The organism is Kribbella sp. NPDC054772 (assembly GCF_053611945.1).
In genome coordinates, this window is the sequence record NZ_JBSHBJ010000005.1 from 259,155 (window position 1) to 283,395 (window position 24,241).

25 protein-coding genes and 2 tRNA genes are annotated in these 24,241 nt (G+C 67.9%); 14 read left to right on the forward strand and 13 right to left on the reverse strand.

Translation table 11 applies throughout. The features are described 5' to 3' along the window. Positions 1–108 precede the first annotated feature (108 nt). The 3 genes from ACWGID_RS11610 to ACWGID_RS11620 all read left to right on the forward strand — a co-directional run bounded on the left by ACWGID_RS11610 (position 109) and on the right by ACWGID_RS11620 (position 436). A tRNA-Ile gene (locus ACWGID_RS11610) sits at positions 109–182 on the forward strand. A gap of 39 nt (positions 183–221) precedes the next feature. After that, positions 222–353 (forward strand): DLW-39 family protein, encoded by a 132-nt coding sequence (locus tag ACWGID_RS11615; protein ID WP_387768425.1) that lies wholly within the window; start codon positions 222–224, stop codon positions 351–353. 7 nt (positions 354–360) lie between these two features. Continuing rightward, positions 361–436: transfer RNA gene (locus ACWGID_RS11620), tRNA-Ala, on the forward strand. 595 nt (positions 437–1,031) lie between these two features. Here the strand turns inward: ACWGID_RS11620 and ACWGID_RS11625 are convergent. Further along, positions 1,032–3,695 (reverse strand): LuxR C-terminal-related transcriptional regulator, encoded by a 2,664-nt coding sequence (locus ACWGID_RS11625; protein WP_452196364.1) that lies wholly within the window; start codon positions 3,693–3,695, stop codon positions 1,032–1,034. A 320-nt stretch (positions 3,696–4,015) separates the two neighbouring features. On the opposite strand from ACWGID_RS11625, the gene ACWGID_RS11630 reads away from it, so the two are divergent. Beyond that, positions 4,016–4,279 carry a hypothetical protein gene (locus ACWGID_RS11630; RefSeq protein WP_452196365.1) on the forward strand — a complete coding sequence of 88 codons (264 nt, stop codon included), beginning with the start codon at positions 4,016–4,018 and terminating at the stop codon, positions 4,277–4,279. Between the two features lie 45 nt (positions 4,280–4,324). On the opposite strand, the gene ACWGID_RS11635 is transcribed toward ACWGID_RS11630, so the two are convergent. Next, positions 4,325–4,846, reverse strand: a complete 522-nt coding sequence (locus tag ACWGID_RS11635) for a hypothetical protein (RefSeq protein ID WP_452196366.1) — start codon at positions 4,844–4,846, stop codon at positions 4,325–4,327. A 32-nt stretch (positions 4,847–4,878) separates the two neighbouring features. Further along, positions 4,879–7,230 carry an arylsulfatase gene (locus ACWGID_RS11640; protein WP_452196367.1) on the reverse strand — a complete coding sequence of 784 codons (2,352 nt, stop codon included), beginning with the start codon at positions 7,228–7,230 and terminating at the stop codon, positions 4,879–4,881. 466 nt (positions 7,231–7,696) lie between these two features. Between ACWGID_RS11640 and ACWGID_RS11645 the strand changes: the two genes are divergently transcribed. The 3 genes from ACWGID_RS11645 to ACWGID_RS11655 all read left to right on the forward strand — a co-directional run bounded on the left by ACWGID_RS11645 (position 7,697) and on the right by ACWGID_RS11655 (position 10,243). After that, positions 7,697–9,109 carry a DUF2252 domain-containing protein gene (locus ACWGID_RS11645; RefSeq protein ID WP_452196368.1) on the forward strand — a complete coding sequence of 471 codons (1,413 nt, stop codon included), beginning with the start codon at positions 7,697–7,699 and terminating at the stop codon, positions 9,107–9,109. A gap of 176 nt (positions 9,110–9,285) precedes the next feature. Next, complete coding sequence (locus tag ACWGID_RS11650; protein ID WP_452196369.1) at positions 9,286–9,720, forward strand: VOC family protein; 435 nt, start codon at positions 9,286–9,288, stop codon at positions 9,718–9,720. Positions 9,721–9,895: 175 nt separating this feature from the next. Continuing rightward, complete coding sequence (locus ACWGID_RS11655; RefSeq protein ID WP_452196370.1) at positions 9,896–10,243, forward strand: nucleoside triphosphate pyrophosphohydrolase family protein; 348 nt, start codon at positions 9,896–9,898, stop codon at positions 10,241–10,243. A 19-nt stretch (positions 10,244–10,262) separates the two neighbouring features. Here the strand turns inward: ACWGID_RS11655 and ACWGID_RS11660 are convergent, their stop codons facing one another. The 3 genes from ACWGID_RS11660 to ACWGID_RS11670 all read right to left on the reverse strand — a co-directional run bounded on the left by ACWGID_RS11660 (position 10,263) and on the right by ACWGID_RS11670 (position 12,065). Continuing rightward, a complete protein-coding gene (locus tag ACWGID_RS11660; RefSeq protein ID WP_452196371.1) occupies positions 10,263–10,835 on the reverse strand; it encodes a DinB family protein in 573 nt (190 codons plus the stop codon). A gap of 160 nt (positions 10,836–10,995) precedes the next feature. Next, entirely contained in the window at positions 10,996–11,523 is a 528-nt protein-coding gene (locus ACWGID_RS11665; protein WP_452196372.1) for a DinB family protein, read from the reverse strand. 65 nt (positions 11,524–11,588) lie between these two features. Further along, positions 11,589–12,065 (reverse strand): NUDIX hydrolase, encoded by a 477-nt coding sequence (locus ACWGID_RS11670; protein WP_452196373.1) that lies wholly within the window; start codon positions 12,063–12,065, stop codon positions 11,589–11,591. Positions 12,066–12,363: 298 nt separating this feature from the next. On the opposite strand from ACWGID_RS11670, the gene ACWGID_RS11675 reads away from it, so the two are divergent. From ACWGID_RS11675 to ACWGID_RS11690, 4 genes are all read left to right on the forward strand, one after another. Continuing rightward, on the forward strand, positions 12,364–13,014 hold the full coding sequence (locus ACWGID_RS11675) for a cutinase family protein (protein WP_452196374.1): 651 nt from the start codon (positions 12,364–12,366) through the stop codon (positions 13,012–13,014). Positions 13,015–13,109: 95 nt separating this feature from the next. Beyond that, positions 13,110–13,901, forward strand: a complete 792-nt coding sequence (locus ACWGID_RS11680; protein WP_452196375.1) for an LLM class flavin-dependent oxidoreductase — start codon at positions 13,110–13,112, stop codon at positions 13,899–13,901. A 160-nt stretch (positions 13,902–14,061) separates the two neighbouring features. Further along, positions 14,062–14,673, forward strand: a complete 612-nt coding sequence (locus tag ACWGID_RS11685; protein WP_452196376.1) for an FMN-binding negative transcriptional regulator — start codon at positions 14,062–14,064, stop codon at positions 14,671–14,673. Positions 14,674–14,751: 78 nt separating this feature from the next. After that, on the forward strand, positions 14,752–15,390 hold the full coding sequence (locus ACWGID_RS11690; RefSeq protein ID WP_452196377.1) for an SDR family NAD(P)-dependent oxidoreductase: 639 nt from the start codon (positions 14,752–14,754) through the stop codon (positions 15,388–15,390). A gap of 72 nt (positions 15,391–15,462) precedes the next feature. Here the strand turns inward: ACWGID_RS11690 and ACWGID_RS11695 are convergent, their stop codons facing one another. The 3 genes from ACWGID_RS11695 to ACWGID_RS11705 are packed head-to-tail and all read right to left on the reverse strand — an operon-like array spanning position 15,463 to position 17,718. Further along, a complete protein-coding gene (locus ACWGID_RS11695; protein ID WP_452196378.1) occupies positions 15,463–16,092 on the reverse strand; it encodes a response regulator in 630 nt (209 codons plus the stop codon). Beyond that, positions 16,089–17,306, reverse strand: coding sequence for a sensor histidine kinase (locus ACWGID_RS11700; protein WP_452196379.1), 1,218 nt, complete (start codon positions 17,304–17,306; stop codon positions 16,089–16,091). The genes ACWGID_RS11695 and ACWGID_RS11700 overlap by 4 nt, the downstream gene beginning before the upstream one ends. 1 nt (position 17,307) lies before the next feature. Further along, complete coding sequence (locus ACWGID_RS11705; protein ID WP_452196380.1) at positions 17,308–17,718, reverse strand: hypothetical protein; 411 nt, start codon at positions 17,716–17,718, stop codon at positions 17,308–17,310. A 331-nt stretch (positions 17,719–18,049) separates the two neighbouring features. Here ACWGID_RS11705 and ACWGID_RS11710 point away from each other — a divergent pair, with 331 nt between their 5' ends. Further along, positions 18,050–18,709 carry a VanZ family protein gene (locus tag ACWGID_RS11710; RefSeq protein WP_452196381.1) on the forward strand — a complete coding sequence of 220 codons (660 nt, stop codon included), beginning with the start codon at positions 18,050–18,052 and terminating at the stop codon, positions 18,707–18,709. A gap of 62 nt (positions 18,710–18,771) precedes the next feature. Here ACWGID_RS11710 and ACWGID_RS11715 read toward each other — a convergent pair whose 3' ends face one another. Then, positions 18,772–19,371: a pentapeptide repeat-containing protein gene (locus ACWGID_RS11715; RefSeq protein WP_452196382.1), complete on the reverse strand. Its 600-nt coding sequence runs from the start codon at positions 19,369–19,371 to the stop codon at positions 18,772–18,774. Positions 19,372–19,466: 95 nt separating this feature from the next. Between ACWGID_RS11715 and ACWGID_RS11720 the strand changes: the two genes are divergently transcribed. Both ACWGID_RS11720 and ACWGID_RS11725 read left to right on the forward strand, forming a co-directional pair. Next, positions 19,467–20,363, forward strand: a complete 897-nt coding sequence (locus ACWGID_RS11720) for an NAD-dependent epimerase/dehydratase family protein (protein ID WP_452196383.1) — start codon at positions 19,467–19,469, stop codon at positions 20,361–20,363. Between the two features lie 4 nt (positions 20,364–20,367). Continuing rightward, entirely contained in the window at positions 20,368–21,123 is a 756-nt protein-coding gene (locus ACWGID_RS11725) for a protein phosphatase 2C domain-containing protein (RefSeq protein ID WP_452196384.1), read from the forward strand. On the opposite strand, the gene ACWGID_RS11730 is transcribed toward ACWGID_RS11725, so the two are convergent. Genes ACWGID_RS11730 through ACWGID_RS11740 form a run of 3 tightly spaced genes read right to left on the reverse strand, consistent with a single transcriptional unit; the run spans position 21,111 to position 24,222 of the window. Further along, positions 21,111–22,031, reverse strand: coding sequence for a DUF4328 domain-containing protein (locus tag ACWGID_RS11730; protein WP_452196385.1), 921 nt, complete (start codon positions 22,029–22,031; stop codon positions 21,111–21,113). The two genes, ACWGID_RS11725 and ACWGID_RS11730, sit on opposite strands and share 13 nt — an antisense overlap. A 41-nt stretch (positions 22,032–22,072) precedes the next feature. Next, a complete protein-coding gene (locus ACWGID_RS11735) occupies positions 22,073–23,605 on the reverse strand; it encodes a glycerol-3-phosphate dehydrogenase/oxidase (protein ID WP_452196386.1) in 1,533 nt (510 codons plus the stop codon). Beyond that, the gene (locus ACWGID_RS11740) at positions 23,602–24,222 is read right to left on the reverse strand and encodes a TetR/AcrR family transcriptional regulator (protein WP_452196387.1); all 621 of its coding nucleotides are present in this window, start codon (positions 24,220–24,222) and stop codon (positions 23,602–23,604) included. The genes ACWGID_RS11735 and ACWGID_RS11740 overlap by 4 nt, the downstream gene beginning before the upstream one ends. Positions 24,223–24,241: the final 19 nt, after the last annotated feature.

The window sequence follows — 24,241 nt, forward strand, 5'->3', positions numbered from 1 at the left end:
CCTGGCATTTCCTGGTCCGGCCGGGCCGCTCGCGGGTCCGGCCGGAACCGGTTTGGGAGTAGGGCACTTGGTGCGGTAATCTCTCCCGGGTTCGACACCGCAGTATGCGGGCCTATAGCTCAGACGGTTAGAGCGCTGCCCTGATAAGGCAGAGGTCACTGGTTCAAGTCCAGTTAGGCCCACCCTCACAGAAGTGTGAAGTCCGATCCGAGGAGTCTCCAGTGCTGAGAAAGATCCTGCTGGTGCTGCTGGCCGGCATCGGTGGATACTTCGCCTACAAGAAGACCCAGCAGTCCCGCGCCGACAAGGACCTCTGGGCCGAGGCCGTCGACTCGGTCACCCCGGGTCGCTGACCCTCACGGGGGCGTAGCTCAACTGGCAGAGCACTGCCTTTGCAAGGCAGGGGTTAGGGGTTCAAGTCCCCTCGTCTCCACCAAAGCGTTCACGCAGGTCAGAGCGCGATTCCCGGCCCACGTCGCCCGCCGACGCCCCGCCGGTGGACGCACCGCCCCCGCCGATGTTCGTTCTGTGCCCCGCACCGACTCGGAGCGCGTCGCGTCAGGACAGCCGGATATCCACTGGTGTTGGGGGTTATCCGGCGCTTCGACCCGATGTGGGTCTGGGAGTGAACGGGAGCGGGTGGTTGGCCGGCGTGCCGCTGGCCGGGCACACCGTGGGGTGAAGAGTCTGCAGGCGGACAGGTAGTGCACCCGCGAGACGCCGTACGCGCAGACTGGTTCACGCTCGACTGCACTACCCCCTGGCCGGCACCTCCTGTCGAGCTGCAGATCGCACCGCGCCACTCTGCTTCGGAAGTTGGAAGGGCTTGACGAGGAGGCGCCGACGGGTCGGCGATGACCAAGAGGCGGAGTTTCGTGTTGGTCCCGAGGAGACGGCCGACGCATTGGTCGGGCAGTATGACCGCGCGGCACAACGGTCACGCCGACATCATCCGAGAGGCGATCGACGGCACTACCGGCCATTGGCCTTGTTTCACAGCGCCGAAGGACGGCGTGGTCACGTGGGAAATATCAGAGAAGGCCGAGGTCGCGGGCTCGGCGGACTGCGTCGCGGCGGTTGTGGACTGCGAGTTTGCGGTAGACGGAGTGGGCGTGGGCCTTCACCGTGTTGACCGAGACGAACAGTTCGCCGGCGATCTCCTTGGCGGTGTCGAGGGTCGCGAGGTGGCTGAGGACGACGTGCTCGCGATCCGTCAGGGGCTCGTCGAGCGGCGGTGGGCCGGTGGCGGCGTGGTTGGCCGAGCCGGTGTCCTCGAGCAGGGCGTCGACGAAGTCGCGGTCGGCCGGCTCCCGCTCGCCCCCGAGCTGTCGCCGGTGCCGGAGAAGAGTCTGTGGCCGGCCACTGCCGAGTGCGACGAACGGGCGTCGGATGTCCTCGGGCTCGGCGATGGTCAATGCGTGGTCGACAGCGACGAGAGCTCGATGGTCCATCCGCTGGCTGTCTGCCACCACGGCGGTGACGAGCCACGCGTGGGCCTTGATGACCTTGTTCGGGCTTCGCTCTCGCAGCGGCGACAGGATCTCCTCGGCTGCTGTCAGATGGCCGAGTTCGTGCTCGGCCCGCGCCAGGCAAAGCCTGGCCTCGTCAAGACCCGCGGAGCCTGAGTGATGGTGCGCGGCCAGGCCGTCGATCGCGTCCGGAACGGCGAGCAGTGAGTGCAGGCGCCTCTCGGCGAGATCCGGGCGTCGCTGGGCCAGCTCGATCTCGGCCCGAATCACCGTGGCCCACCGTCCGGCGAGCGGTGCCATCGCATCGTCCTGGAACTCGGAGCCCAAGGCAGCCATCAGATCCTCGGCCTGATCGACCTGCCCGGCCGCGAGCCGCAAACGCGCCTCGGTAGCGCGCAGCGCGGGGTACGGCGTGCGGTCCGGATCGTTGCGCTCGGCGGCCAGGCCTGCGTTGATGAACGCCTCCGCGGTCTCCGGGTGGTTTCGTTCCAACTCGATCCGGGACAGCACCAGATAGACGACGATGGCTTGGGCGAGTTCGGTCCAGCCCCGCTGCTCGATGATCTCCAGAGCCTGAGCGGCCGCCGCGTGCGCGGCCCGCAGATTTCCCCGCTCCCACTCGATGAGCGCCAGATAACCAAGGCTGTTCACTCCGGTGAGATCGGTTCTCGTGGTGGCGGCCATGCCCAGCGACTCCCGCAGCGGCTGCTCCGCATCGTCGACGTTGGCCGACCAGACAAGCCCCACTCCGAAATTGCTCAACGCCGGCGCCTCGTACATCGACGCGGCAGGCAAGCGCGCCATCTCGTTGTCGGACAGCCACCACAGCAGCTGCCCGGAGGCCGCGATCAAGTCCCGGGCGCTGCCCTGAACGCGGCTCAGCACGAGGTCGGCCACGCAAAGGAACAGTTCGACCGATCTGCGGGCGTCCTCGTCGCACTCGTTCAGCAAGGCTCGCGCGTGCGCGACGTGATTGCCGAATCCGGCGTAGTCACGGGCGATGAAGCAGGCAATCGCGGCGCTGACCCGCAGCTCCGCGCTGGTGTGCAGCTCCGCGACGGGGATCTGCGCCAGGAGCGCCGCGAACGCCTGCCGTTCCGCCGACAGCGCACGCATGGCGGCGCCGTTCACCATCAGCTCTCCGACCAATTGCCAGTCGTGCACCCGAACCGCGTGCCGGACAGCCTCGATCGCCTCTCCGTGGCCCGCGAACCACCGTGCGGCACGTCGGTGCAGCTCGCCGGCCAGCTCCGGCTCGTCCAGGAGCAGTCGATGACGCAGCAGGTCGACGAGCAGCCGGTGGTACCGGAACCAGTGACGGTCCGCTCCGAGCGCCATCACGAACGCGTTCGATTCTTCCAAGCCTTCGAGTTCTCGCTGACTTCCCGTGCGGCCACTGAGCAGATCGGCCAGATCGGCGCAGAGGCGGTCCGCGACGCTGGTTCGCAGCAGGAAGCGGCGGCGCTCCTCGGGCACGGCTGCGAGGACTTCGTCGAAGAGGTACTCCGCGACGCTCGCCTCGGTCCCGGTGAACTCCTCGAGGTGATCGGCCTCTGCTCGGGTGGCCGCGACCATCGCCGCCAGCCGAAGTCCGGCCGCCCATCCTTCGGTCCGATCCAGGATGCGGCTGCTCAGCGCGGGCGGCAGGTCCACTCCCGCGCGCGCCAGGAGTTCGGCGGATTCGGACTCCGTGAACGCCAGATCCTCCGCGCGTACCTCGTTGAGGACGCTGTCGAGGCGGAGCCGGTTCAGGTGCAGGCGCGGATCGTAGCGAGTGATGACCACCAGGTGGAGCGGCAAGGGATGGCGTAATAGGTCGGCGATACCGTTCAGAATTTCCGGATTGCGGATCTCGCCGAAGTCATCGAGGACGAGGGTCAATGGGCGCAGTAGCTGTGACAGCTCCAGGATGATGCGTCGCACAACGTCAGGACCGACCGGCGGTCTGATCATCAGCGCTCCGAGCGCCCCGCTCTGGGCCACGCCACTGCCGTGAACCGCCGCGGCGACGTACGACCAGAACAGGACCGGGTCGTTGTCGAACGAATCCAGCGACAACCAGGCCACTCGCTGCGCCGCAGATCGCGTCGCGGCCCAGCTGGCGACAAGGCTCGTCTTTCCCCAGCCGGCTCCCGCGCTCACGAGTGTGATGCGCCCGGTGGTCCCTTCCTCCAGCCTGTCGACAAGCCGTGGGCGGACCACCAGGCCGGACGGCAACTGGGGCATTGCAAGCTTGCTGCCCAGCAAGTCCACCGACGGCAGCGGTGTCGCTGGGCGATCGACCGGCCTCTGCGCACTAGACGGCTCTTGCGTTGCGCCCTCGGCACTCATCGCAGAGGTCACCCCCCGCATCGGTTCCGAACTCTGAAGTGTTCACTTCAGCCCCCCACCTCCGGCCGCCCCCACGGCCCGTTCTGACCTCAGACTACGCGCAACGTGGCTCCGTACTCCGTGACGGACCCGACTATCCGATGTGGGTGATGTGCGTGCTGCGGAGCGCCACGACGCTGGAACAGAAGAGAGCTCCGACAGCCGAGGTGGCAGGTATGACCAGTTGGGTCTACGAGGTCCGGGTCGTCGGCCGGCTGAGTGACACCATCCGGTCCGAACTCGACGCCGAGGTCGGCAGAGTCTTCACGACGACCGAGCCGATCTCCACGCTGATCCGGGCGAACACTCCGGATCAGTCCGCGTTGGTGGGGCTGCTGGACGTTCTCAACGCCCTTGGTGTCAAGGTGGTCGAGGTGCGCCGGAGGGCGACCGATACGGACGGAAGCCGCGAAGAAGGGGACGTCCTTCCGCGGCCGTGAGCGCGAGATCGGAGCCCGACCTCGCGCTCGGCCAGAACCTGTTCGTCAGCCGTCCTCTTCGGCGGCGGCCATCTTCTGCTGGGCGTCGGCCAACGCAGCCTTGAGAGCCTTGACGTGGTGGCCCTCGGCCTCGCCGACGACGTGCTTGATCGCTCGTGTCACCACGGGTTCGACCACGCCCGCGGCCTTGTGCGGGTAGGCGAGAATCAGACCAGCGCCACCGATGGGGATCGTGTCACCGGCCTGCTGTTCGAGCTTGCTGTTCGTCCTCTTGTGCAGGGCCTTTCCACCGACCGCTCCGACGGCGCCTCCGATCGCGGTCGCCGCGAGCAGGGGTGGCGCGAACAGTCCGACCGCGAATCCCACGGCGGCAAGCCCGGCGGCACCCTCCTCGACCATGTGGTCGGTCTGCTCGACCGACACCTTGCCCTCGAGGTCCTTGCTCACCACGACAGCGCCCCACAGACGCTCGCCGCAGGTCAAAGCCGCCTCGTAATCCTCCTGCGCGGCATCGACGGACAGATACCCGCCGATGAGTACGTCGGTGGTCTCGTGATCAAGCCCCATCGCGATCTCCTCCTCTGGCACAGTCCCGCGCGTCACCCGGACAGGCCGTGCGCGGTCTGTCCGCGTTGCTCGGAAGCGTGGATGATCATCTCGTCGTCGGCGGTCGGGTGCGGTTTGACGTCGAAAACAACCTTCTTGACCGTCCCGGTGAACGGGAACGGCTTCTGGCTGTCGTAGCTGAGGTCGACCACGCCGCCGTTGTCGCGGCCGATGTCCAGGCCCGCATAGCCGGAGAACCGGATCGGCACGGTGTGGTCCATGCGCCCCTTGCCGACCGGGCGATCGTCGACGAACAGAGTGACATCGCCGCCGGTCGCCGGCTTGGCCTCGTCGGCGTCGAACTCCATCCGGACCGTCACCTCACCGGTGGGCAACGCTTCGTCGGCGACCTGCTTGAACAGGAACACGCCCATCATCGAATAGCTGTGCGTCAGCCGACCGTCCTTGACATACAGCGAGAATCCACCGAGGTGGTCGCCCTCGGCAACGATCACGCCTTCGGCGCCAGCCTCGGGGACGACCAGATCGGCCTGGATCGCGTAGGAACGGTTGTAGATCCGCGGGATCATCCCGGACATCACGTTCTGTACGTCGCCCCGGAACTCGAACTTCGTCTGCTCAGGCAGTGGCGGCAGCATGCCGAAGAACGTCGACAGCGTGGCGAGCAGCGGCAGGACCTTGTACTGCTCGGCCTCGTGCCAGAACAGCTCCTTGAGGTCTTTCACCTTGTCCGGATGGTCGGCAGCCACGTCCTTTGCCTGGGTGAAGTCGTCAGGCAGGTAGTACAGCTCGCTCGGGCCGGCGTCCGGGTCCCATACGCCAGGCGCGTAGGGCTTGAGCGCCTCGGGAGTGACCACCCACGGGATCCGTTCGGTCTTCATCGCCAGCCACCAGCCGTCCTTGTACATCGCCCGGTTGCCGATGGTTTCGAAGTATTGCTGGGTTCGGTGTTCGGCTGCGGACTCATCGGTGAGCGATGCCGCGAACGACGTACCGTGCATGGGCTCCTGCTCGATCCCGTCGACGGTCCTTGGCTCGGGGATCCCGGTCACGTCGAGGATCAGCGGGGCGATGTCGATCACGTGAGTGAACTGCGAGCGAAGGCCGTCGCCGGTGATGCGGTCCGGCCAGTGCATCACCATCGGGTTGCGCGTCCCGCCGAGATGCGAGCCGACCTGCTTGCCCCACTGGAACGGGGTATTCCCCGCCCACGCCCAGGCTGCCCCGTAGTGCGGTGCCATCATCGGCGTGCTCCACGCGGCGACACCCCCGTACCGCTCGGAGAGCTGCACCTGCATCTCGTCGCTGAGCGGGATGCCGTTCTGCATCGTCAGCTCGTTGAACGAGCCGGTGACGGTCCCTTCCATGCTGGCGCCGTTGTCACCCCAGATCCAGATGATCAACGTGTTGTCGAGCTCGCCCAGTTCATCGACCGCGTCGATCACCCGCCCGACGTTGTGGTCGGCGTTTTCCGAGTAACCGGCGTACACCTCCATCTGGCGGGCGTAGAACGGCTTCAGCTTGTCGGGTACGTCGTCCCACGCCGGGAACGCCGGATCTCGGGGAGTCAGGACGGCGTCTGCCGGGATGACTCCCAGCTCCTTCTGTCGCGCGAAAGTCTCCTCGCGCAGGCGGTCCCAGCCCTGGTCGAACTGGCCCTTGTAGCGATCCGCCCATTCCTGCTGGACGTGATGCGGGGCATGACTGCAACCCGTCGAGAAATAGGCGAAGAAGGGCTTCTCGGCATCCTGGCCGCGGACGGCGTGCAGCCACTCGATGGTCTTGTCCGCCATCGCGTCGGGGAAGTAGTACGGATTCTCCTCGTCATAGAATTCGTTGGGGACACCGATGATCTTCTGGTTCTCGGTCAGACACGGGTCCCACTGGCTCGAGCCCCCGCCGAGGAATCCGTAGAAGTAGTCGAAACCCCAGCCGTTCGGCCACCGGTCGAGCGGGCCGGCCGGTCCTTGCTGCCCGTCCGGCGTCAGGTGCCACTTGCCGAAGGCCGCCGTACTGTAACCGTTGTCCCGAAGGATTCGTGGCAACGGCGCGCAGTCACGAGGCAAGGTCGCCGAGTAACCGGGGAAGCCACCGGCGAACTCGCCGACCGAGCCGAACCCGACCGCATGGTTGTTCCGCCCGGTCAGCAGGGCCGCCCTGGTCGGCGAGCACAGCGCCGTGACGTGCATCCGGTTGTAGCGCAGACCGCGGTTCGCGATCCGCGTGTAGTTCGGTGTCTGGATCGGACCGCCGAACGTGCTCGGATTGCCGAACCCGGCATCATCGATCAGCACGAGCAGGACGTTCGGGGCGCCGTCGGGGGCGGCCGGGTGCCCGATCAGGTTCCAGTCCGGCTCGGAGCCGGCCAAAGTCCGATTGGCCACCCCCGCGAACGTCGTACGCCTGATCGGAAGGCTGGTTCGATCTACCTCGGCCAACATCCTCGCCCCCTCGTTCGTGTCCCATCGGACCCCGCCTATGACGTGACCCTTGGCACGGTAACCGCGGCTGTTTCAGGCGACATGCTCCTCTGCGGGTAGTTGCGGCGTACTCGTCTGCACCGCTCCGCGTTGTGACATCTACCGCGTGTGACCAGCGACTGACCCACCTTGCGGCATCGGGCTCAACTACCCCTTCAGGACGAGGCGGCGCGACCGGCGGCGCCCGCACGCTGGATCAAGGGTTCTGTTGTGAAGGGTCAGCCATGGCGTACTCGTCTGATGTCGATCAACGTTGCCTTCCTGGCGGCGTTCCGGTGTGGTCCGCCTTGATGGTGGTTCTCGACATCGTCGTCATCTGGGCCGTCATCGTGCATGGCCGCGAGATGAAGACTAGGTCCAAGGAGACGTGATGGCTGCAAAAGAGCATCTGACGGTCGACGAACGCCGCATCCGTGGCAAGGAGGCAGGCATCCACGCCCCGGTGTCGAGCCACGAGGGATGGAAACCGGCTACCGACCGGCCGGACCCCGTCGCCCTGCTGGAGGAGCAGAACCGCACCCGTGAACCGGACCTGGTTCCGGTCCGCCACGGACGGATGATGGTCTCGCCGTTCACCTTCTACCGCGGCGCCGCCAAGGTCATGGCCGCAGACCTGAAGGACACCCCGACGGCGGGCCTGACCGTCCAGCTGTGCGGTGACGCCCACCTGTCGAACTTCGGCGGGTTCGCCTCGCCCGAGCGGACCCTGCTGTTCGACCTGAACGACTTCGACGAGACGCTGCCCGGCCCGTTCGAGTACGACGTCGAGCGGATGGCCGCGAGCTTCACGATCGCCGCGCAGAACAACGGCTTCGCGAAGTCGGAGGTGAAGACGATCACGATGGCGAACGTCGCGGCGTACCGGCAGGCGATGGCCGAGTTCGCGCAGATGCGCACTCTGGACATCTGGTACGCCCGCCTCGACGCGGATGACATCCTCACGACCGAGCGGGCCAAGGCCAAGATGAAGAAGGACGCCAAGGAGATCAAGCGCAGCAAGAAGGTCATGGCGAAGGCGCGGACGCGCGACAGCTTGCAGGCGCTGTCCAAACTCGGCGAGTTGGCCGACGGCCAGTACCGCATCGTGAGCCAGCCGCCCATCGTGGTACCGCTCCGCGACATTCCCGCGACGTACGGACTGAAGCAGGACCAGATCGAGGCTGCCGTCCAAGACCAGTTCCGCGCATACCGCGCCACGCTGCAGGAGGACCGGCGTCACCTCCTCGAGCAGTACCGCATCATCGACATGGCGCGCAAGGTGGTCGGTGTCGGCAGCGTCGGAACCCGTGCCTTCATTGTTCTGCTGCAGGGCCGCGACGAAGACGATCCGCTGTTCCTGCAGGTCAAGGAGGCCAGCGCCTCGGTCCTCGAGGACCACCTGCCGGCGAGCCGCTTCAAGCAACAGCACGGCGAACGGGTGGTCGCTGGGCAACGGATGATGCAGGCCGCCAGCGATATCTTCCTCGGCTGGACACGCGGTCTCGACAAGAACCGGCACTTCTACTGGCGCCAGTTGCGCGACATGAAGGCCTCCGCGCTCGTCGAGGAAATGACCCCGCGAGGGCTCACGTTCTACGGTCAGCTATGTGGGTGGACGTTGGCCCGGGCCCACGCCCGCTCCGGCGACGCGGTCAGCATCAGCGAGTACCTCGGCGACGGCGACGCCTTCGACCGCGCGATCACCGACTTCTCCCGGCGCTACGCGGCCCAGAACGAGCGCGACTACGAAGAATTCACCAACGCCGTGAAATCCGGCAAACTCGAGGCCAAACAGGGCGTCTGACGGGCGTACGCCGCTCCGGCCGCCGTACCTGGTTGCGAGCAATCGTGCGGATGCCGGCCAGCGTGTTGCTGATGAGCGCGACGTTCGCCCGCGCGGCCGGCTGCTCGCGGCGGCTTCTTCTCCACATGGGGTAATAATCCAGCGCGGGAGCCGGGAATGGTTCGTATGGTTGGAGGATGGCGTCGGTCAGACAGTTTCAGGTTACGTTCGACTGTGCGGAGCCGGAGCGGGTTGCTCGGTTCTGGTGTGAGGTGTTGGGGTACGTCGTTCCGCCTGCGCCGGCGGGGTTTGCGAACTGGGCGGAATTCGATCGCTCGTTGCCGGCCGAGCAGCAAGGGTCGGCGTACGCGTGTGTTGATCCCACCGGTGTGGGCCCGCGGTTGTTCTTCCAGCGGGTGCCTGAGGGCAAGGTGGTGAAGAATCGCGTGCATCTCGACGTGCGGGTCGGCACTGGGCTGGTGGGTGCGGAGCGGCTGGCCGCGCTCGAGGCCGAATGCGCGCGCCTGATCCCGCTCGGTGCGTCCCGGGTGCAGCTGCTGGTCGCCGACGAGTTCAACGAGTCGTGCCTGGTCATGCAGGATGTCGAGGGCAACGAGTTCTGCCTCGACTGACCTCGCGCCGCTGGCCCGGTGCGAGACGCCGCGGTGTTGTGGCGGTCGTAGAGTTCGCTGATCGCGACCGCACGTTCCTGACGGGCTGCAAGAGCCATGCCGGCAGAGCCTATCCGCGGACCTGACGTACGACGCGATCGTGACCGCCGCTCCCCCGCGGGCGAGACTATGGGGCATGACTCACCAGGCTGGCTTCGACTTCGCTGCGTATCAGCAGGCGGCGGCGCGTACGGGTGCGCCGATCGCGACCGACCATCCGATCGTCTACCCCACGCTGGGGTTGGTGAACGAAGCCGGGGAAGTCGCCGGGAAGGTGAAGAAGATCTTCCGCGACCGGAACGGCGTGATCACCGACGCGGACCGGCAAGCGCTGACGGGCGAACTGGGCGACGTCCTCTGGTACCTGTCCGAGCTGTGCACGCGACTCGAGATCCGCCTCGAAGACGTTGCCACCCACAACATCACCAAACTCGCCGACCGCGCAGCCCGAGGAGTCCTCGGAGGCGACGGCGACCTCCGCTGAGGCGTCGTACCCCAGCTCTTCAGCCGGGGCGATCCATCCGAAACGCGTCAGCGGCCTGCTGCACCTCGACCTTCCGGTCACGCCAGAACTGATCATTCGCGGATGCGGCGTTCCCGATGCGGCCGTCCAGTTGCTCGCGGAGGATGTCGGCGTGACCGGCGTGCTGGGTCGTGTCGACGAGCACCCGGATGAGCAGGACACCCAACGTCGTTTCACGCTGACCTTCTGGCCAGTGGGCGATGTACCCGGGGGTGCCGAGGTCGAGCTCGGTCACGGTCGCATCGGAGTGGGCGCAGGCCTGTTGATAGACGCTCACGATGTACGCCGTGGATTCGCCGGGCGTGGCCCACATGTCGATCTCGGTGTACGGGTCGTCCCGGAACCATGACGGCCGCTGAACCGGCGACCGACCGAAGCACTCGCCGAGATAGCCGTACTCAATCCCCGCGAGGTGCTTCACCAGCCCGAGAAGATTCGTACCAGTCGGAGTCATCGGCCGCCGTACGTCGTACTCCGACAAGCCCTCCAGCTTCCCCAGCATCGTCGCCCGACCGCCACGCAACCCCCGAAGCAGTTCACCCTTGACGTCCATCACCGGACCCTACCGGGGGTTGATCTGGCTCAGGTGGTGAGTGTCTGGCGGGTTTCGTCGAGGGTAGCGCGGGCTGACCCGAGCACAGCCGCGTCCGGCGCGGCCCAAACTCTCTCGAGGGGCCGAGGGTGCCGGTGCGGTACGGCGAGGGTGCGGCGGGCTACTCGCCTGTTGTGCCGTCGATGGATTCGCGGAGGAGGTCCGCGTGGCCTACGTGGCGGGCGTATTCCTCGATGACGTGGGTGAGGATGAAACGTACGTCGGTGTCGCCGTACTCCGGGTTTGTTTCGATGCGGGCGACGTCGCCGGTGCTGCGGGAGAAGACCGCACGGGAGTCGTCACACGCGGCCAGGTAGTCGGCGTACACGTCCGTCGCTGCAGTCGGATCAGACTCGTCGAACCATCCGTCGCCATCGGTGGTCAGGTACGGGAAGAAGCGCGGCGTCGTACCTGCGAGCCGGTGTTGCAGCCAGTACCGCTCGACACCCTGCAGATGGCGCATGAGGTCGAGCAGGCTCAACGACGACGGCGGTACCGAGCGTTGACGTAGTTGGCTTTCCGTCAGACCCGCGCATTTCCACAGGAAGGTCGCGCGGTGATAGTCGAGGTTCGACGCGATGACCTCCACCCACGAACCCGCCACCGTCCGCGTCGGCCTGACGATGTTCTCGATCACGATGTCGTTCACGTTGTCGTCCTCTCTCGGTCCAGCTACCTGTCCGATGCCTGAACTACGCCCAGATCGACAACGGATCAATATTCGATGAGCCCGCCCACCTGGACCGGCGGGACGTGACCGGTCGGAGGTGTGGATACGCCGAGCGCGATCCCGACGTCGACCAGCGCCGCGCGGTGCAGCGTGGGAACGACGTCGAGCGGCGTCCACACGGACTCGGCGGTCTCGCCGTTCGGCTCCGGGCGGGTGGTGCCGGCGGTGATGCGGACGGCGTAGAAGATCCCGATGTTCTGGTGATCCTCGTCGCCCGGGATGCGGCGCAGCGCGGCGGGGATCACGCGCGAGTCGACACCGAGCAGCCGCTCGACGAAAGATTCGTACCCCGTCTCCTCCGCGACCTCACGTGTCACGGTGTCGAACGGGTCCTCGCCCGGCTCGACGCCTCCACCTGGCAACGTCCACAAGGTGACGTCGCCGTACGGCGAGACGTACCGCGCCAGCAGCACTCGCTCGCCCTCAAGACACACCGCATAAGCAGCCACCCGTCGACTCATCCCCGGACCCTAACCCGCGCCGGACACGCTCCGGGAGAGAGAGCCGTACTGCCAGTGGACCCGAGTTTTCCCCACTATGCACACCCTGGCTGTGGATAAAGTCGAACTTTTCGAGCGCGGATGCCTCTCGACACCTGAGGCCGGTTGCCCGGAGCAACTGAAGGAACCTCACCTGTGGACGGAACCTGCCAGCGATTGGCCTGATGTTCGCGCTTGATCCGGCTGTGATGAGCCGTCAGTAGCGTCGGCGGCGTGTGGTCAACAGGCCGCACGAGGGGCACTACTCGGGAGGATCTCGATGAAGAAACTCGCGGCCTTGCTGGCCGGTCTGGTCGTCGCGGCCGGTGGCGTGTACGCCATCGCGGCGCCGGCGCAGGCGGACGACTGCGGCGGTACCTACACGATCGTTGTCGGCGGCACCGGTGACAACAACTCGAACGCGCCGTACTGGACGGGCAACATCAGCCAGCGCGTCGGGTACCCGGCCCAGCCGATCGGCGTCAACGCGCGGCAGGGTGTGAACGAGCTCAACCGGCTGATCCGTGATCACCGCAACGCCTGCCCAGGCCAGCATGTGAAGGCGGTCGGATTCTCACTCGGTGCCGCGGTCGTCCACACCTGGGTCACGGAGAACTGGCAGACCTTCGACAACGTCAACGCGGTCCTGATCGCGGACCCCAAGCGGAAAGCCGGTCCCGGTAACGCCGGCGCCGCGGCGCACCCGCTGGTCGCTCCGGTCGTCGGTGCACCGCTCGCCGGCGCGGACGACTTCTTCGGGAACGTCCCGGTGCTGACGCTCTGCACCAACGACATCATCTGCGACATCAACGCGAGCTCCGGCCTGCCCGGCTACCTGTGGGAGAACCGGCACGGCAACTACAACTTCAACGTGGACGTCTACACCGACGACGCCCGCGGCCAGTGGTTCAACGGCGTCTACATCCCCTGACAGACGCTTGGGTGCTTGCGGACATCAACACCGATGTCCGCAGTACCCCAGTGTTCGGTGGAATAGGTCGGACGGTGGTCGAGGTTGCGGTGGGTATGACGGTTGAGATCGGGATGATTCTGCCGACGTCGTCGCCGGAGAGCGGACGGCCGATTTTGGGGGATGTTCGGGAGAGTGCGCGGTACGCCGAGGAGGTTGGGCTGGACTCGGTGTGGTCGACGGATCATCTGGTGGCGAGTGCGCCGATGTTGGACAGTTCCGTCGTACTGGCGACTGCGGCCGCAGTGACCGAGCGGATCACGGTCGGGTACAACGTGATGTTGCTGGCGTTGCGGCCGGTTGCGTGGGCGGCGAAGCAGATCAACACGTTGCAGCTGGTGTCTAACGATCGGCTCGTGCTCGGGATCGGCACCGGGAACCCGGCGCACGGTGATGCCGGGTGGCGGGCGGCCGGCGTGGAGTTCTCCGAGCGCGGCCGGCTCACGGACGAGGCTCTCGCCGTACTGCCGGATCTGATCGCCGGCAAGCCCACGACAGTCGGTCCCGACCTCGAGGTGACGCTCTCCCCCGGATCCAAGGTCCCGCCGATCTTCGTCGCCGGCAGTGGAGCGCGCGCTCATCGCCGGGCCGCGCGGTACGCCGATGGTTGGGCAACGATCGCGCTGTCGCCGGACGAGGTCCGGGCGAACCTCGCGAGCATCAACGAACTCGCCGACGGCAAAACCCTCAAGGCAACGGTCGTCGCACCACAGCTCGACGGAGATCCGCTCGAGCAGCTGGCCGCCTACGAGGCAGCCGGCGTCGAACGCGTCATCCTGCCGCCGACCGGCGATTGGCGCCGCGACTACGACCAGGCAGCCGAGCTCCGCGCCAAGCACCACGACTGACGCCAAGTACCACGGCTGACGCCAGGTACCACAGCTGACACCAAGCACCACAGCTGACGCCAGCCGGCGAGTGGCTCGGCAGAACGCAGGCTGAATGGCCCTGTCCTTCACGCGCCCGCACTGGGGACACTGGACGAGACGCGATCTGAGGATGTGAGCGATGTACGTGCCAGCGCACTTCGCCGCTGACGACACGGCGGTTCACGAGCTGCTCAAGCAGCACGGCGCCGCAGACTTGGTGACGATGACACCCGACGGCCTGATGGCGACCATGCTGCCGTTCATCTACGACCCCGAGCGAAACGTGTTATTGGGCCACCTGGCGCGGAACAACGAGCACTGGCAGCAGCCCGTGGTCGGCGAAGCATTGGTCATCATGCGAGGCCCCGACGCCTACGTGTCGCCGACCTGGTACGCGTCCAAGCAGGAGCACGGTCGCGTGGTGCCGACGTGGAACTACATCACCGCGCACGTCCACGGCACCCTGACCGTGCACGACGATCCCACCTTTGTGGAGGACGTCGTACGGCGGCTCTCGGACCTGCACGAGGCGGGGCGGGCGGAACCGTGGTCGGTGGACGACGCGCCCGCGAAGTACGTGAGTGGGCAACTCCGGGCGATCGTCGGGGTGGAGATCGCGATCACGCGGATCGAGGCCAAGTTCAAGCTCAGCCAGAACCGGCCGGAGGCTGACATCGACGGCGTGATCGACGGCCTCCGCACCGACGGCGAGGAGCAGGTCGCGCAGGCGGTCGCCGACTTCCGCCGCTGATCAGGCGTTCAGATGCCTATCTGGATCCCGGTTGCTGACTTGACCTTGACCTTCGGGGCAAGGTTTATGCTCTGCGGCGTGTCTGGGGTCGTGGTGGTGGGAGTCGGGCCGGGTGTCGGCGTCGCGGTGGCACGGCGGTTCGTGCGGGAGGGGATGAGCGCCGGGCTGATCGCGCGTTCGTCGGCGACGGTGCAGGCCGCGGCCAAGGAGCTCGGGTCTGCCGACGTACTGGCGGTGACTGCGGACGTGACCGATGAGGATGGGCTCCGGTCTGCGCTCGATCGGGTGGTCGACGCGTACGGCGTACCTGATGTGGTCGTGTACAACGCCGCGGTCGTTCAGGCGGACCGGGTCGGTGATCTGACCGCGCAGCGGCACCTCGACGCGTGGGCGGTGAACGTGGTCGGAGCGATCACCACGGCTGCTCATGTTGCTCTTGCGATGGCCGAGCGTGGCAGTGGGTCGTTCCTCATCACCGGTGGGATGCCGCTGCCGAAGCCGGAGTACGTCAGCCTCTCGCTGGGCAAAGCCGGCGTACGCACGCTCGTGACGCTCTTGGACCAGCAGTACGGCGCGGCGGGGGTGCACGCCGCGAGCGTGACGATCAGCGGTGGAGTCGCCCCGGGAGGCGGCTGGGACCCGGACGAGATCGCCACCCACTACTGGCGACTGCACGCCCAGAGCCCCGCCGATTGGGTCCACGAACTCGTGATCTGAGCGGCTGACCCAGAAGCCGATCTGGGGAGGATTGCTACCCCGATTTCGGTGCGAAATCCTCCCCAACCTGCATCAGGACGGCTTGAGCAGTCCACGTTTGAAGGCCTCAGCGACGGCGGACGCGCGGTCCGGGGCGTTGAGCTTGGCGTAGATGTTCAGGAGGTGGGTCTTCACCGTCGCCTCGCTGATGAACAGGTGCGCGGCGATCTCCCGGTTGGTGTTGCCGGCGGCGACCCACTCGATGACCTCGAGCTCGCGCGGACTCAGGATGTCCGGCGCGGGCGGCGTCCGGACATGGTTCATCAACGTGTTCGCCACCGACGGCGCGAGCACCGACTTCCCCTCGGCGGCCGCCCGGACCGCCCGCAGCAGCTCGTCCCGCGGCGCGTCCTTGAGCAGGTACCCCGTCGCGCCCGCCTCGATCGCGGGTACGACGTACCCGTCGGTGTCGTACGTCGTCAGCACGAGCACCCGCGAGGTCACGCCGCGATCGGTGAGTTCGCCGATCGCGGCGAGGCCGTTCGTCCCGGGCATCTGGAGGTCCATCAGGATCACGTCCGGCCGCAGCGCCTCGGCCAGCCGGATCGCCTCGGCGCCGTCGCTCGCCTGGCCGACCACCTCGAACTCGGGCTCGGACGCGAACATCCCGCTCAGCCCGTCCCGCACCACCGGGTGGTCGTCGGCGATCACCAGCCGGATCACGCGGACGCTCCCCGGGTCGGGACGGTCGCGGAGATCGCCGTACCGAGGCCGGGCTCGGACTCGACCTCGAGGGTCCCGCTCAACGCCTCGACCCGCTGCCGCATCGCGACCAGCCCGAACCCGCCGGCCTCCGACGGCGCGGTCCGGGACGGGTCGAACCCGACACCGTCGTCACGTACGTCCACCGCGACCTCCTTCTCCATGTAGGACAGCGTCACGCCCACCCGGCTCGCCTGCGCGTACTTCGCCACGTTCGCCAGCGCCTCCTGGGTCGCTCGCAGCAGCGTCGACTCGGTCTCGGGAGTCATCACCCGCGGTGTGCCGGTCGTGGTCAGCCGCGCGTCGATCCCGTGCACCGCCGACCACCGCCGTACGACGTCGGCGATCGCCGCGCTCAGCGTGGCCGACTGGAGGGGCAACGGGCGGAGTGCGTGCACCGAGCGGCGCGCCTCGGTCAGGCTGTCGCGAGCCAGCCCGACCGCAGTGGTCACGTGCCGGCGCCAGTCCGCGGCGGTTTCGGCGGCCTGGAGCTGCGTGACGATCCCGGTCAGTCCTTGCGCGATGGTGTCGTGGATCTCGCGGGCCATCCGCTGCCGCTCGTCGATCACCCCCGCCTCGCGGGCCTGGGTCAACAGCTGTTCGTGCAGTTCCGCGTTCTCGGCCAGAGTCGCCTCGAGCCGGCGGTTGGTCTCGGTCAGCGCGTCGACCGCTTCCTTCCGCTGCTCGCTGAGGACCTCGCCGCGGCGGCCGAGCCACGACGCGAGACACATCCCGACGACGTTCACTGCGATCACCGCGGTGCAGCCGAGCAGACCGAGCAAGTTCGTCTTCGGGATGTCGTACGACTGCGCGATGCCGGCGAGCACCGCGACGGCGCTGATGCCGACCAGCTCGCCCGGCCACGGCAGCAGGCCGAACGTGTAGAAGTAGCCGACCGGGGTGAGGAACCCGAACCACGGGTCCCGCACCACCAGGACGGCGAGCACCAGCACGAACCCGACGATGAAGATCATGATCCAGCGGGTGTCGGTACGCCGGGCCGGGCGGAGGGTGAACATGCCGAGCATCCACAGCCCGAGCAGCGCGCAGAGCACCAGGTCGACGGTGAGCGACCGGGGCTCGTCGCGCTTGATCAGGACGGTGGTCGCGGTGACGGCGGCGAGCAGCACATACGGGACCACCGTCAGCCGTAGCGGCCAGACCTGCTCACTCATGTCACTTAGTGAACACCGAGCGGAGGTGCTTGCCGTTCACCAGCAGTGTGACCCCGAGCAGCAGCAGTCCACAGACGGCCTGCTCGCCCTTCAGCCAGAGCGGGAACGTGCCCGGCAGTGCGATGATCACCACGATCGCGATCAGCATCACCGCCGAGACGATCCGGAGCCGGAGGTACCCCCTCCGGGATCCGCGCGCCGAGCTCCGGGCGAACAGGAACGTCAGCGCGGAGCTGGCGACGACGATCGTGCCGCGGACCCAGACCGCGTCGGTGACGATCGCCGGGTGGTTGCGGAGGGCAATGATGGCGACCAGCGTCAGCACACTGATCGCGAGGTAGCCGGCCGCCAGCAGCTGCACGCTCCGCAACGCGGCGGCGCTCCGCGGGTGTCCGACGTCGACGGTGGCCATGGTGGAGGTCCTTTCAGAGGCGTTCTCGGTACTACGACTCTCGCGTTCGCACCCTGGTCGGCACATCGCCCGGCCGGCCCCACTCGCCTCCACCGATCGGTTGATCCGCCGCCTCCGCCACGCATACGAGCGTTGCCCCGAGCACCTTCCTTCCGTGTCAATTTGTGCACGGACTGTCACGAACTGTCACGGACTGTTTGCGGCTGCGTGCAGATGTCCGGACAGGCCTGGCGGCAGTGGGAGCGCGCGGTCGATCGTCATGTCAGGAAAAAGCGAGTCGAGAAAGAGTTCCGAGGCAAGCCGGTCGACCACACGGGAGGGTCCGGTACGCGTGCTCGAGACCTATCGCGGTATTCCACACCTGTTCGACACTTGGCTCGTGCTCACCGGCATGACGCTGCCGGTCGCGCTGTCGGCGCTGCGTCGCCCCGGTGACCTGATCCCGCGGTTCGCGGCGTTCTGCGTACCGGCGGCGTTCGCGCTGGTGATCGCGGCGACGCTCAGCCCGACCGCGCACCGCCTCGGCCAGATCGGCCAGTGCGGCACGCACCTGACCACCACCGGCGGACTGACCTCGCTCCAGGGTCTGCTGAACGTCCTGCTGTTCGTCCCGGCCGCGGGCATGCTCACGCTGGCCAGCGGCCGGCCGGGTGACGGCATCGCCGCCGGGATCGGGATGTCGGCCGCGGTCGAGGCGGTCCAGGCGCTGATTCCACAGCTCGGCCGCTCGTGCCAGCTGCACGACCTGATCGCGAACTCGCTCGGCACGTTCTGCGGCGTCGGCCTTGCCGCCGGTCTCCAGGCGCTGAACCGGAGCATGCCGCTGCGGCCGCGATACCTGGTGGTCACCCCGTCCGTCGTCGAGCACGCTGCGCTGCTCGTCGTACGGCGGCCGCGCCCTCCGGCTCGTCATCGGCGCGGGACGCTGGTGCCGCCGAGCCGGCCGGGAGCCGTCAGATATCACAGAACGAATACACAGTTATCCGGATAGTTATCCACAGGCTGTGGATAGAACCGTGGATGGCCGCGTGACTACCTGGGGATATCCACAGGTCAGGGTCGGACGTCGAGTCCCAATGATGTTGCGACGACCATCGCCTGGGTCATGTCGATCCGGGCGTCCCGCAGCGTGACGGTCAGCGGGTCGAGGGTGGACAGGTCCGAGCCGCGCAGGTCGGCGCCGGTGAAGTCGGCTCGCTGGAGTGCCGCGCCCGACAGGTCGAGGTCCCGGAGCGTGGCCTTGGCGGCCCGGATCCCGGTCAGCTCGGCCTCCCGCAGCTTCACCCCGGTGAACTCGGTGCCCTTCAGGTCCGCGCCGGGCAGCGCGGTGAAAGACCAGTCCCCGCCGCTCACCTTGAGCAGGTTGAAGCTGCAGTCGTCGAAGAAGCTGCCGACGAACTTGCACCGGGTGAACGTCGTGTCGAACAGCGAGCAGCGGACGAACGTGCAGTTCACGAACGCGGCGTCGGTGTGGGTGGACGCGTTGAACCGGACCCCGCGGAACGTGCACTCCTCGAACACCCCGCCGCGGTTGTCCACCTCGGTCAGGTCGGAATCGACGAACAACACCCGCTGGTACGTCTGACCGGACGGGTCCGCGTCGTCCCAGTCCCGGATCGTCGACTCGGTCGGCACTCCCACACGGCTAGCCATGTCCCCACCTTGCCATCCCAGGCCGACAAACAGTTGTGATGGTGCCGCCGGAGAACGGTAGGGCGACCGACAACTACGGCCCCCACGATGGAGGAGTGACCGGAACCGAGAGGGTGATGGTGTTCGGCGCGGGAGGTTTCCTCGGCGCCAGGATCTGCGCGCTGCTCGCCGACCGCGGGATCGAGTACCGCGGCCTGAGCCGGACCCGCAGCGAGCCGTACCGGCGCTGCGACCTGACCGCGATGCATCCGTACGCGCTGGACACCCAGATCGGGATGTACAAACCCACCGTGATCATCAACGCGGTCGGCGCCACGCTCGGTGAGCCGGCCGAGCTGGTCCGGGCGAACGTGATCGCTGTCGAGGCGCTGCTCGCCTCGGTCCGCGACCACGCGAACCACGCCCGGTTCGTGCACCTCGGGTCCGCGGCGGAGTACGGCGGCGCGCCGCACGGCACCAGCCTCGACGAGGCGGCCCCGCCCCGGCCGATCGGTCCGTACGGACTCAGCAAACTGGCCGGCTCCGAGCTCGTCCTCCGGGCGCAGCGGGCCGGCGCGGATGCCGTCGTACTGCGGATCTTCGACGTGATCGGGCCGGGAGCTCCGGAGAGTACGTTGACCGGCCGGGTGATCCGGGACCTGCGGTCGCGGCAGCTGATCGAGGTCGGGTCCCTGGACGTGTGGCGCGACTTCGTCGACGTCCGGGACGTGGCCGAGGCGGTCCTCGCGGTCGCGCTCGCGGACGCCGTGGTGCCGCCGGTGCTGAACATCGGGACCGGCCGCGCGACGCTGGCGCGGGATGTCGCCGGGCAGCTGTTCGAGCTGAGCAGTCAGCCGGCGACGGTGGTGGACGACGCCGTGCAGGAGACCGCGCTCGGCGCGCCGTGGCAGCAGGCCGACATCACGCTGATCGGCAAGCACCTCGGCTGGTCGCCCAAGATCGCCCTCGACCAGTCCCTCGCGGACAGTTGGGCCACGCCTTCGAGAGACTAGGTCCGTGGAGATCCGCTCGATCTGTCAGGCTGCACCGGACCGGCGACCGCCTGCGGTCAACGAGGACCTGGTGCTGACCGGCCCCGATTTCGCCCTTTTGCTCGACGGAGCCAGCGCTCCGCGGGTCTACGTCGACTCCGGTTGCCGGCACACGGTCGCGTGGCTGGTCATGCAGTTGGCGACTCAGCTCGCGACCCCGCTGCTCACCCGCTCGTCCGCCCCGCTCACCGACCTGCTCGCCGACGCGATCACAGCGGTCCGTGCCTCGCACGCCGGTACCTGCGACGTCACCAACCCCGACAGTCCCTCATCCACAGTCACGATGGTGCGCCTCCACCCGGACCACGTGGAGCACCTGGTCCTGGCCGACTCACCCATCGTGATGCGATCACCCGACGGCCGGATCACCGTCCACAGCGACGACCGCATCGACCTCCTTCCCGAGCGAAACCTCGAGTTCGTCCGCCGGTCGCGCAATCAGCCCGGCGGCTTCTGGGTGGCGAGCACCGAGCCCAAAGCGGCGTACGAGTCGGTGACCGGGACGACGGACCTCGACGACGTCGACGCGATCGCGCTCCTCAGCGACGGCGCTTCGCGCTACACCGAGCGCTACGGGCACTCGTGGGACGACCTGCTCGACGTCCTCACCACGGCAGGTCCACGCGAGCTGATCGACCGAGTCCGAGCCCACGACGCCACGTTCACCGGCGGCGGCAAGCAGTACGACGATGCGAGCGTCGTACTGCTTCAGCGTCCGTAAGTCGGGAAGCCCTGTCCCGGGTACCGCGGCGCGTACTGCGGAGGCTCCAGCGGCCGTACGACGTCCTGGACCGGCCTCGGCGTAGCGCGCGTGTGCTGCCAGTCGCTGACCTGCAGCATCATCAGCGACGCCCCGACCGCGGACACGATCAGCAGTACGGTCGCGACCGTGAACCCGATGTCGACACCCAGTGCGACCCGGACCATGAAGTCCTGCATGTCGTAGAGGTCGGCGTACGGCCTGTCCGTGTTGTCGGTCACCTGGATCAGGCGGACGAACCAGATGATGAAGCCGATCACCGCGAGCGACCCACCGCCGACGACGATCACCCAGAAGCCGATCCACGCCGACCACCACCCGTACAACAGGGTGCGCATCCGACCGGTCCGGGCCACTCCGGGCTGCTCCGGCGGCTCGCTGGCCCGGGCGACGTCCTCGACGATCTGGAGCGGGTACCAGAACTGCACGACCGGGCAGAACCAGGCTCCGACGACCCAGCCGTTCGACCGCCGCTGTAGACCACGCATCGGGTCCACCGGTCGCGGTGCGGCGGGTGAGTGCAGGAAGTCGAGGTTCTCGCGGGCCTGCCAGAGCCAGATCAGGAACGCGATCCCGGTCCCCATCAGCAGGTAGCTGACCAGGTCCAGCAGCGGGCCGGAGCCGGAGACCGACTCGATGCCGCGGTCGAGTTCGTCCTCCGAGAGCAGTCCGTACACGAAGCGCTTCACTTCGTCGTACGAGCGCCAGAGCAGCACCGACTGGATCACCGCCGCCACGCAGGTCAGCCCCATCAGCACGATGCTCACGATCGCCACCTTGCGTAGCGGCCGGTAGCGCGGCAGCGGCTGATGCGACAGCGGCTGGAACGGACCTGATCCCTGATACGGCCACGGATACGGCTGCGTCACCCTTCCACCTCCCCGCAGCCAAAGTTAGCCCACGGCCGGATTCAGACTGCGGCGAACGTCTCCCGCACCGCGGGCGCGGCCAGCTCCCGATCGGCCGCCGACAGCCCGATCCGCGTCCGCCGATCCAGTACGTCGTCCTCGGTCAGCGCCCCTTCGTGCCGCACGGCGAACCGCAGCTCGGCGTACGTCGTCCGCAGCCCCGGCGCGATCGGGTCCTGCAACTCCGGCGGACCGGCGATCACCTGCGGCGCCTCGACGCCGTACCGCTGCACGAACCGCGCCGGCGCCTTCACCGCTGCCAACCGGACCCGGTCCGCCGCGCCGACGAGCGGGATGCGGTGCGTCTCGCAGGGGCGTCGTACGTCGAGACTCGACTGCGCGAGCGCCGTGTCGAGGGCGTCCTGCGCCATCCGGCGGTACGTGGTGAGCTTGCCGCCGACGATCGTCACCACGCCGTCCGGGCTGGTGACCACCGCGTGCCGCCGGGAGATGTCGGCCGTCTTGTCCTCACCCTTGTGATGACCGGTGTCGAGCAGCGGGCGCAGTCCGGCGTACGTCCCGAGGAGGTCCGCGCGGGTCACGGGCTGCTGGACGGCCGCGCTGATCGTGTTCAGCAGGAAGTCGATCTCCGCGTCGGTCGCGTGCGGTACGTCGCTCACCGGGCCCGGCGCCTCCTCGTCGGTGAGGCCGACGTACACCCGGTCGTCGGGAGCCGGGATCGCCATCACGACGCGGCGCAGCTCGCCCGGGACCGGCACGGTGAGGATCGCGGAGAGGCCGCCGAAGACGGACTGCGGGAGCACCAGGTGGGTGCCGCGGCTCGGCCGGAGCTTGATGCCGGAGGCAACCTGATCGGCCCAGATCCCGGCCGCGTTGATCACGATCCGCGCGTCCACCGGGATCCGGTCGCCGGTCAACTGGTCGACCAGCACGGCCCCACGGCCGGTGACGTCGGTCGCCGCGACCCGGGTCAGGATGCGGGCGCCGTACTGCGCCGCGGTCCGGGCGATCGCGACGACCAGGCGCGCGTCGTCGTACAACTGGCCGTCCCAGGTCAGGAAGCCGCCGCGCAGTCCCTCCGGGCGCAGCGTCGGCGCGTAGCGGAGCAGCTCGGCCGAACTCACGCGGCGGGAGTGCGGCAGGTAGTCGTCGCTGGTCCGGGCGAAGGTGCGGAGGATGTCGCCACCGAGGAACGCCGACCGCAGCATCGCCGCCTGCGCGAAACTTGCCTGTGGCAACCACGGCGCGATCTGCGGGATCGGGTGCACCAGGTGCGGCGCGGTCGTCTTCATCAGGATGCCGCGCTCGACCGCGCTCTCGTAGGCGATCCCGAGGTGCCCGGAGGCGATGTACCGCAGGCCGCCGTGCACGAGCTTCGAGCTCCACCGGCTGGTCCCGAACGCGAGGTCGGTCTTCTCCACCAGGGCAACGGACAGACCGCGCGCGGCCGCGTCCAGAGCGACGCCGGCGCCGGTCACCCCACCGCCGATCACGAGCACGTCGACCTCGGTCAGCGACGCGAGCTCACGGGAACGCCGGGCCGCGTTCAGGCTGGCGTTCCCGAGGCTGATCATGGCCGGAGGTACCGATCGACCATCACGCGCAGCTCCTCGTCGAGCTTCGGGTACTCGTCCTTCTCGGCCATCACCGGCCCGGACACCGCCGACGCGAGCGCGATCAGGATGACCTGCCGCGCCAGCCAGACCGGATCGCCCTCGCGGATCGAGTCGTCGGCCTGTCCCTGCCGGATGCCCTCCTCGAGCAGCGCCAGGTGCGCGACCGTGCTGCTGCCGCGGCGCTCCAGCAGGTACGGCGTGAGGAACTCGGGGTCGAGCTCGATGATCTTCCGCATCAACGGGTGCACCCGGGTCTTCGCGACCACCTCGACGACGCCCTCGACCAGCCGGGCCCGGCCGTCGGCGGCGTCCGGCTGGAACGCCGACACCAGCGCGATCGTCCACTCCCGGGTCATCAGCGCCGCGACCACGGCCTGCACGTTCGGCCAGCGCCGGTACAGGGTCGCGCGCGAGACCTCGGCATGCCGGGCGATATCGGCCATCGTCATCCGGCGCATCCCGATCGCGAGCAGCAGCTCGTAGGCCGCGTCCAGGATCCGCTCCTCGCCGATCGCATTCGCGGGCGCGGGACGGGAGCTGGTCTCTTGATCCGAGTCGCTGCTACGCTGAGACATCACATGCCAAAGTGTATCA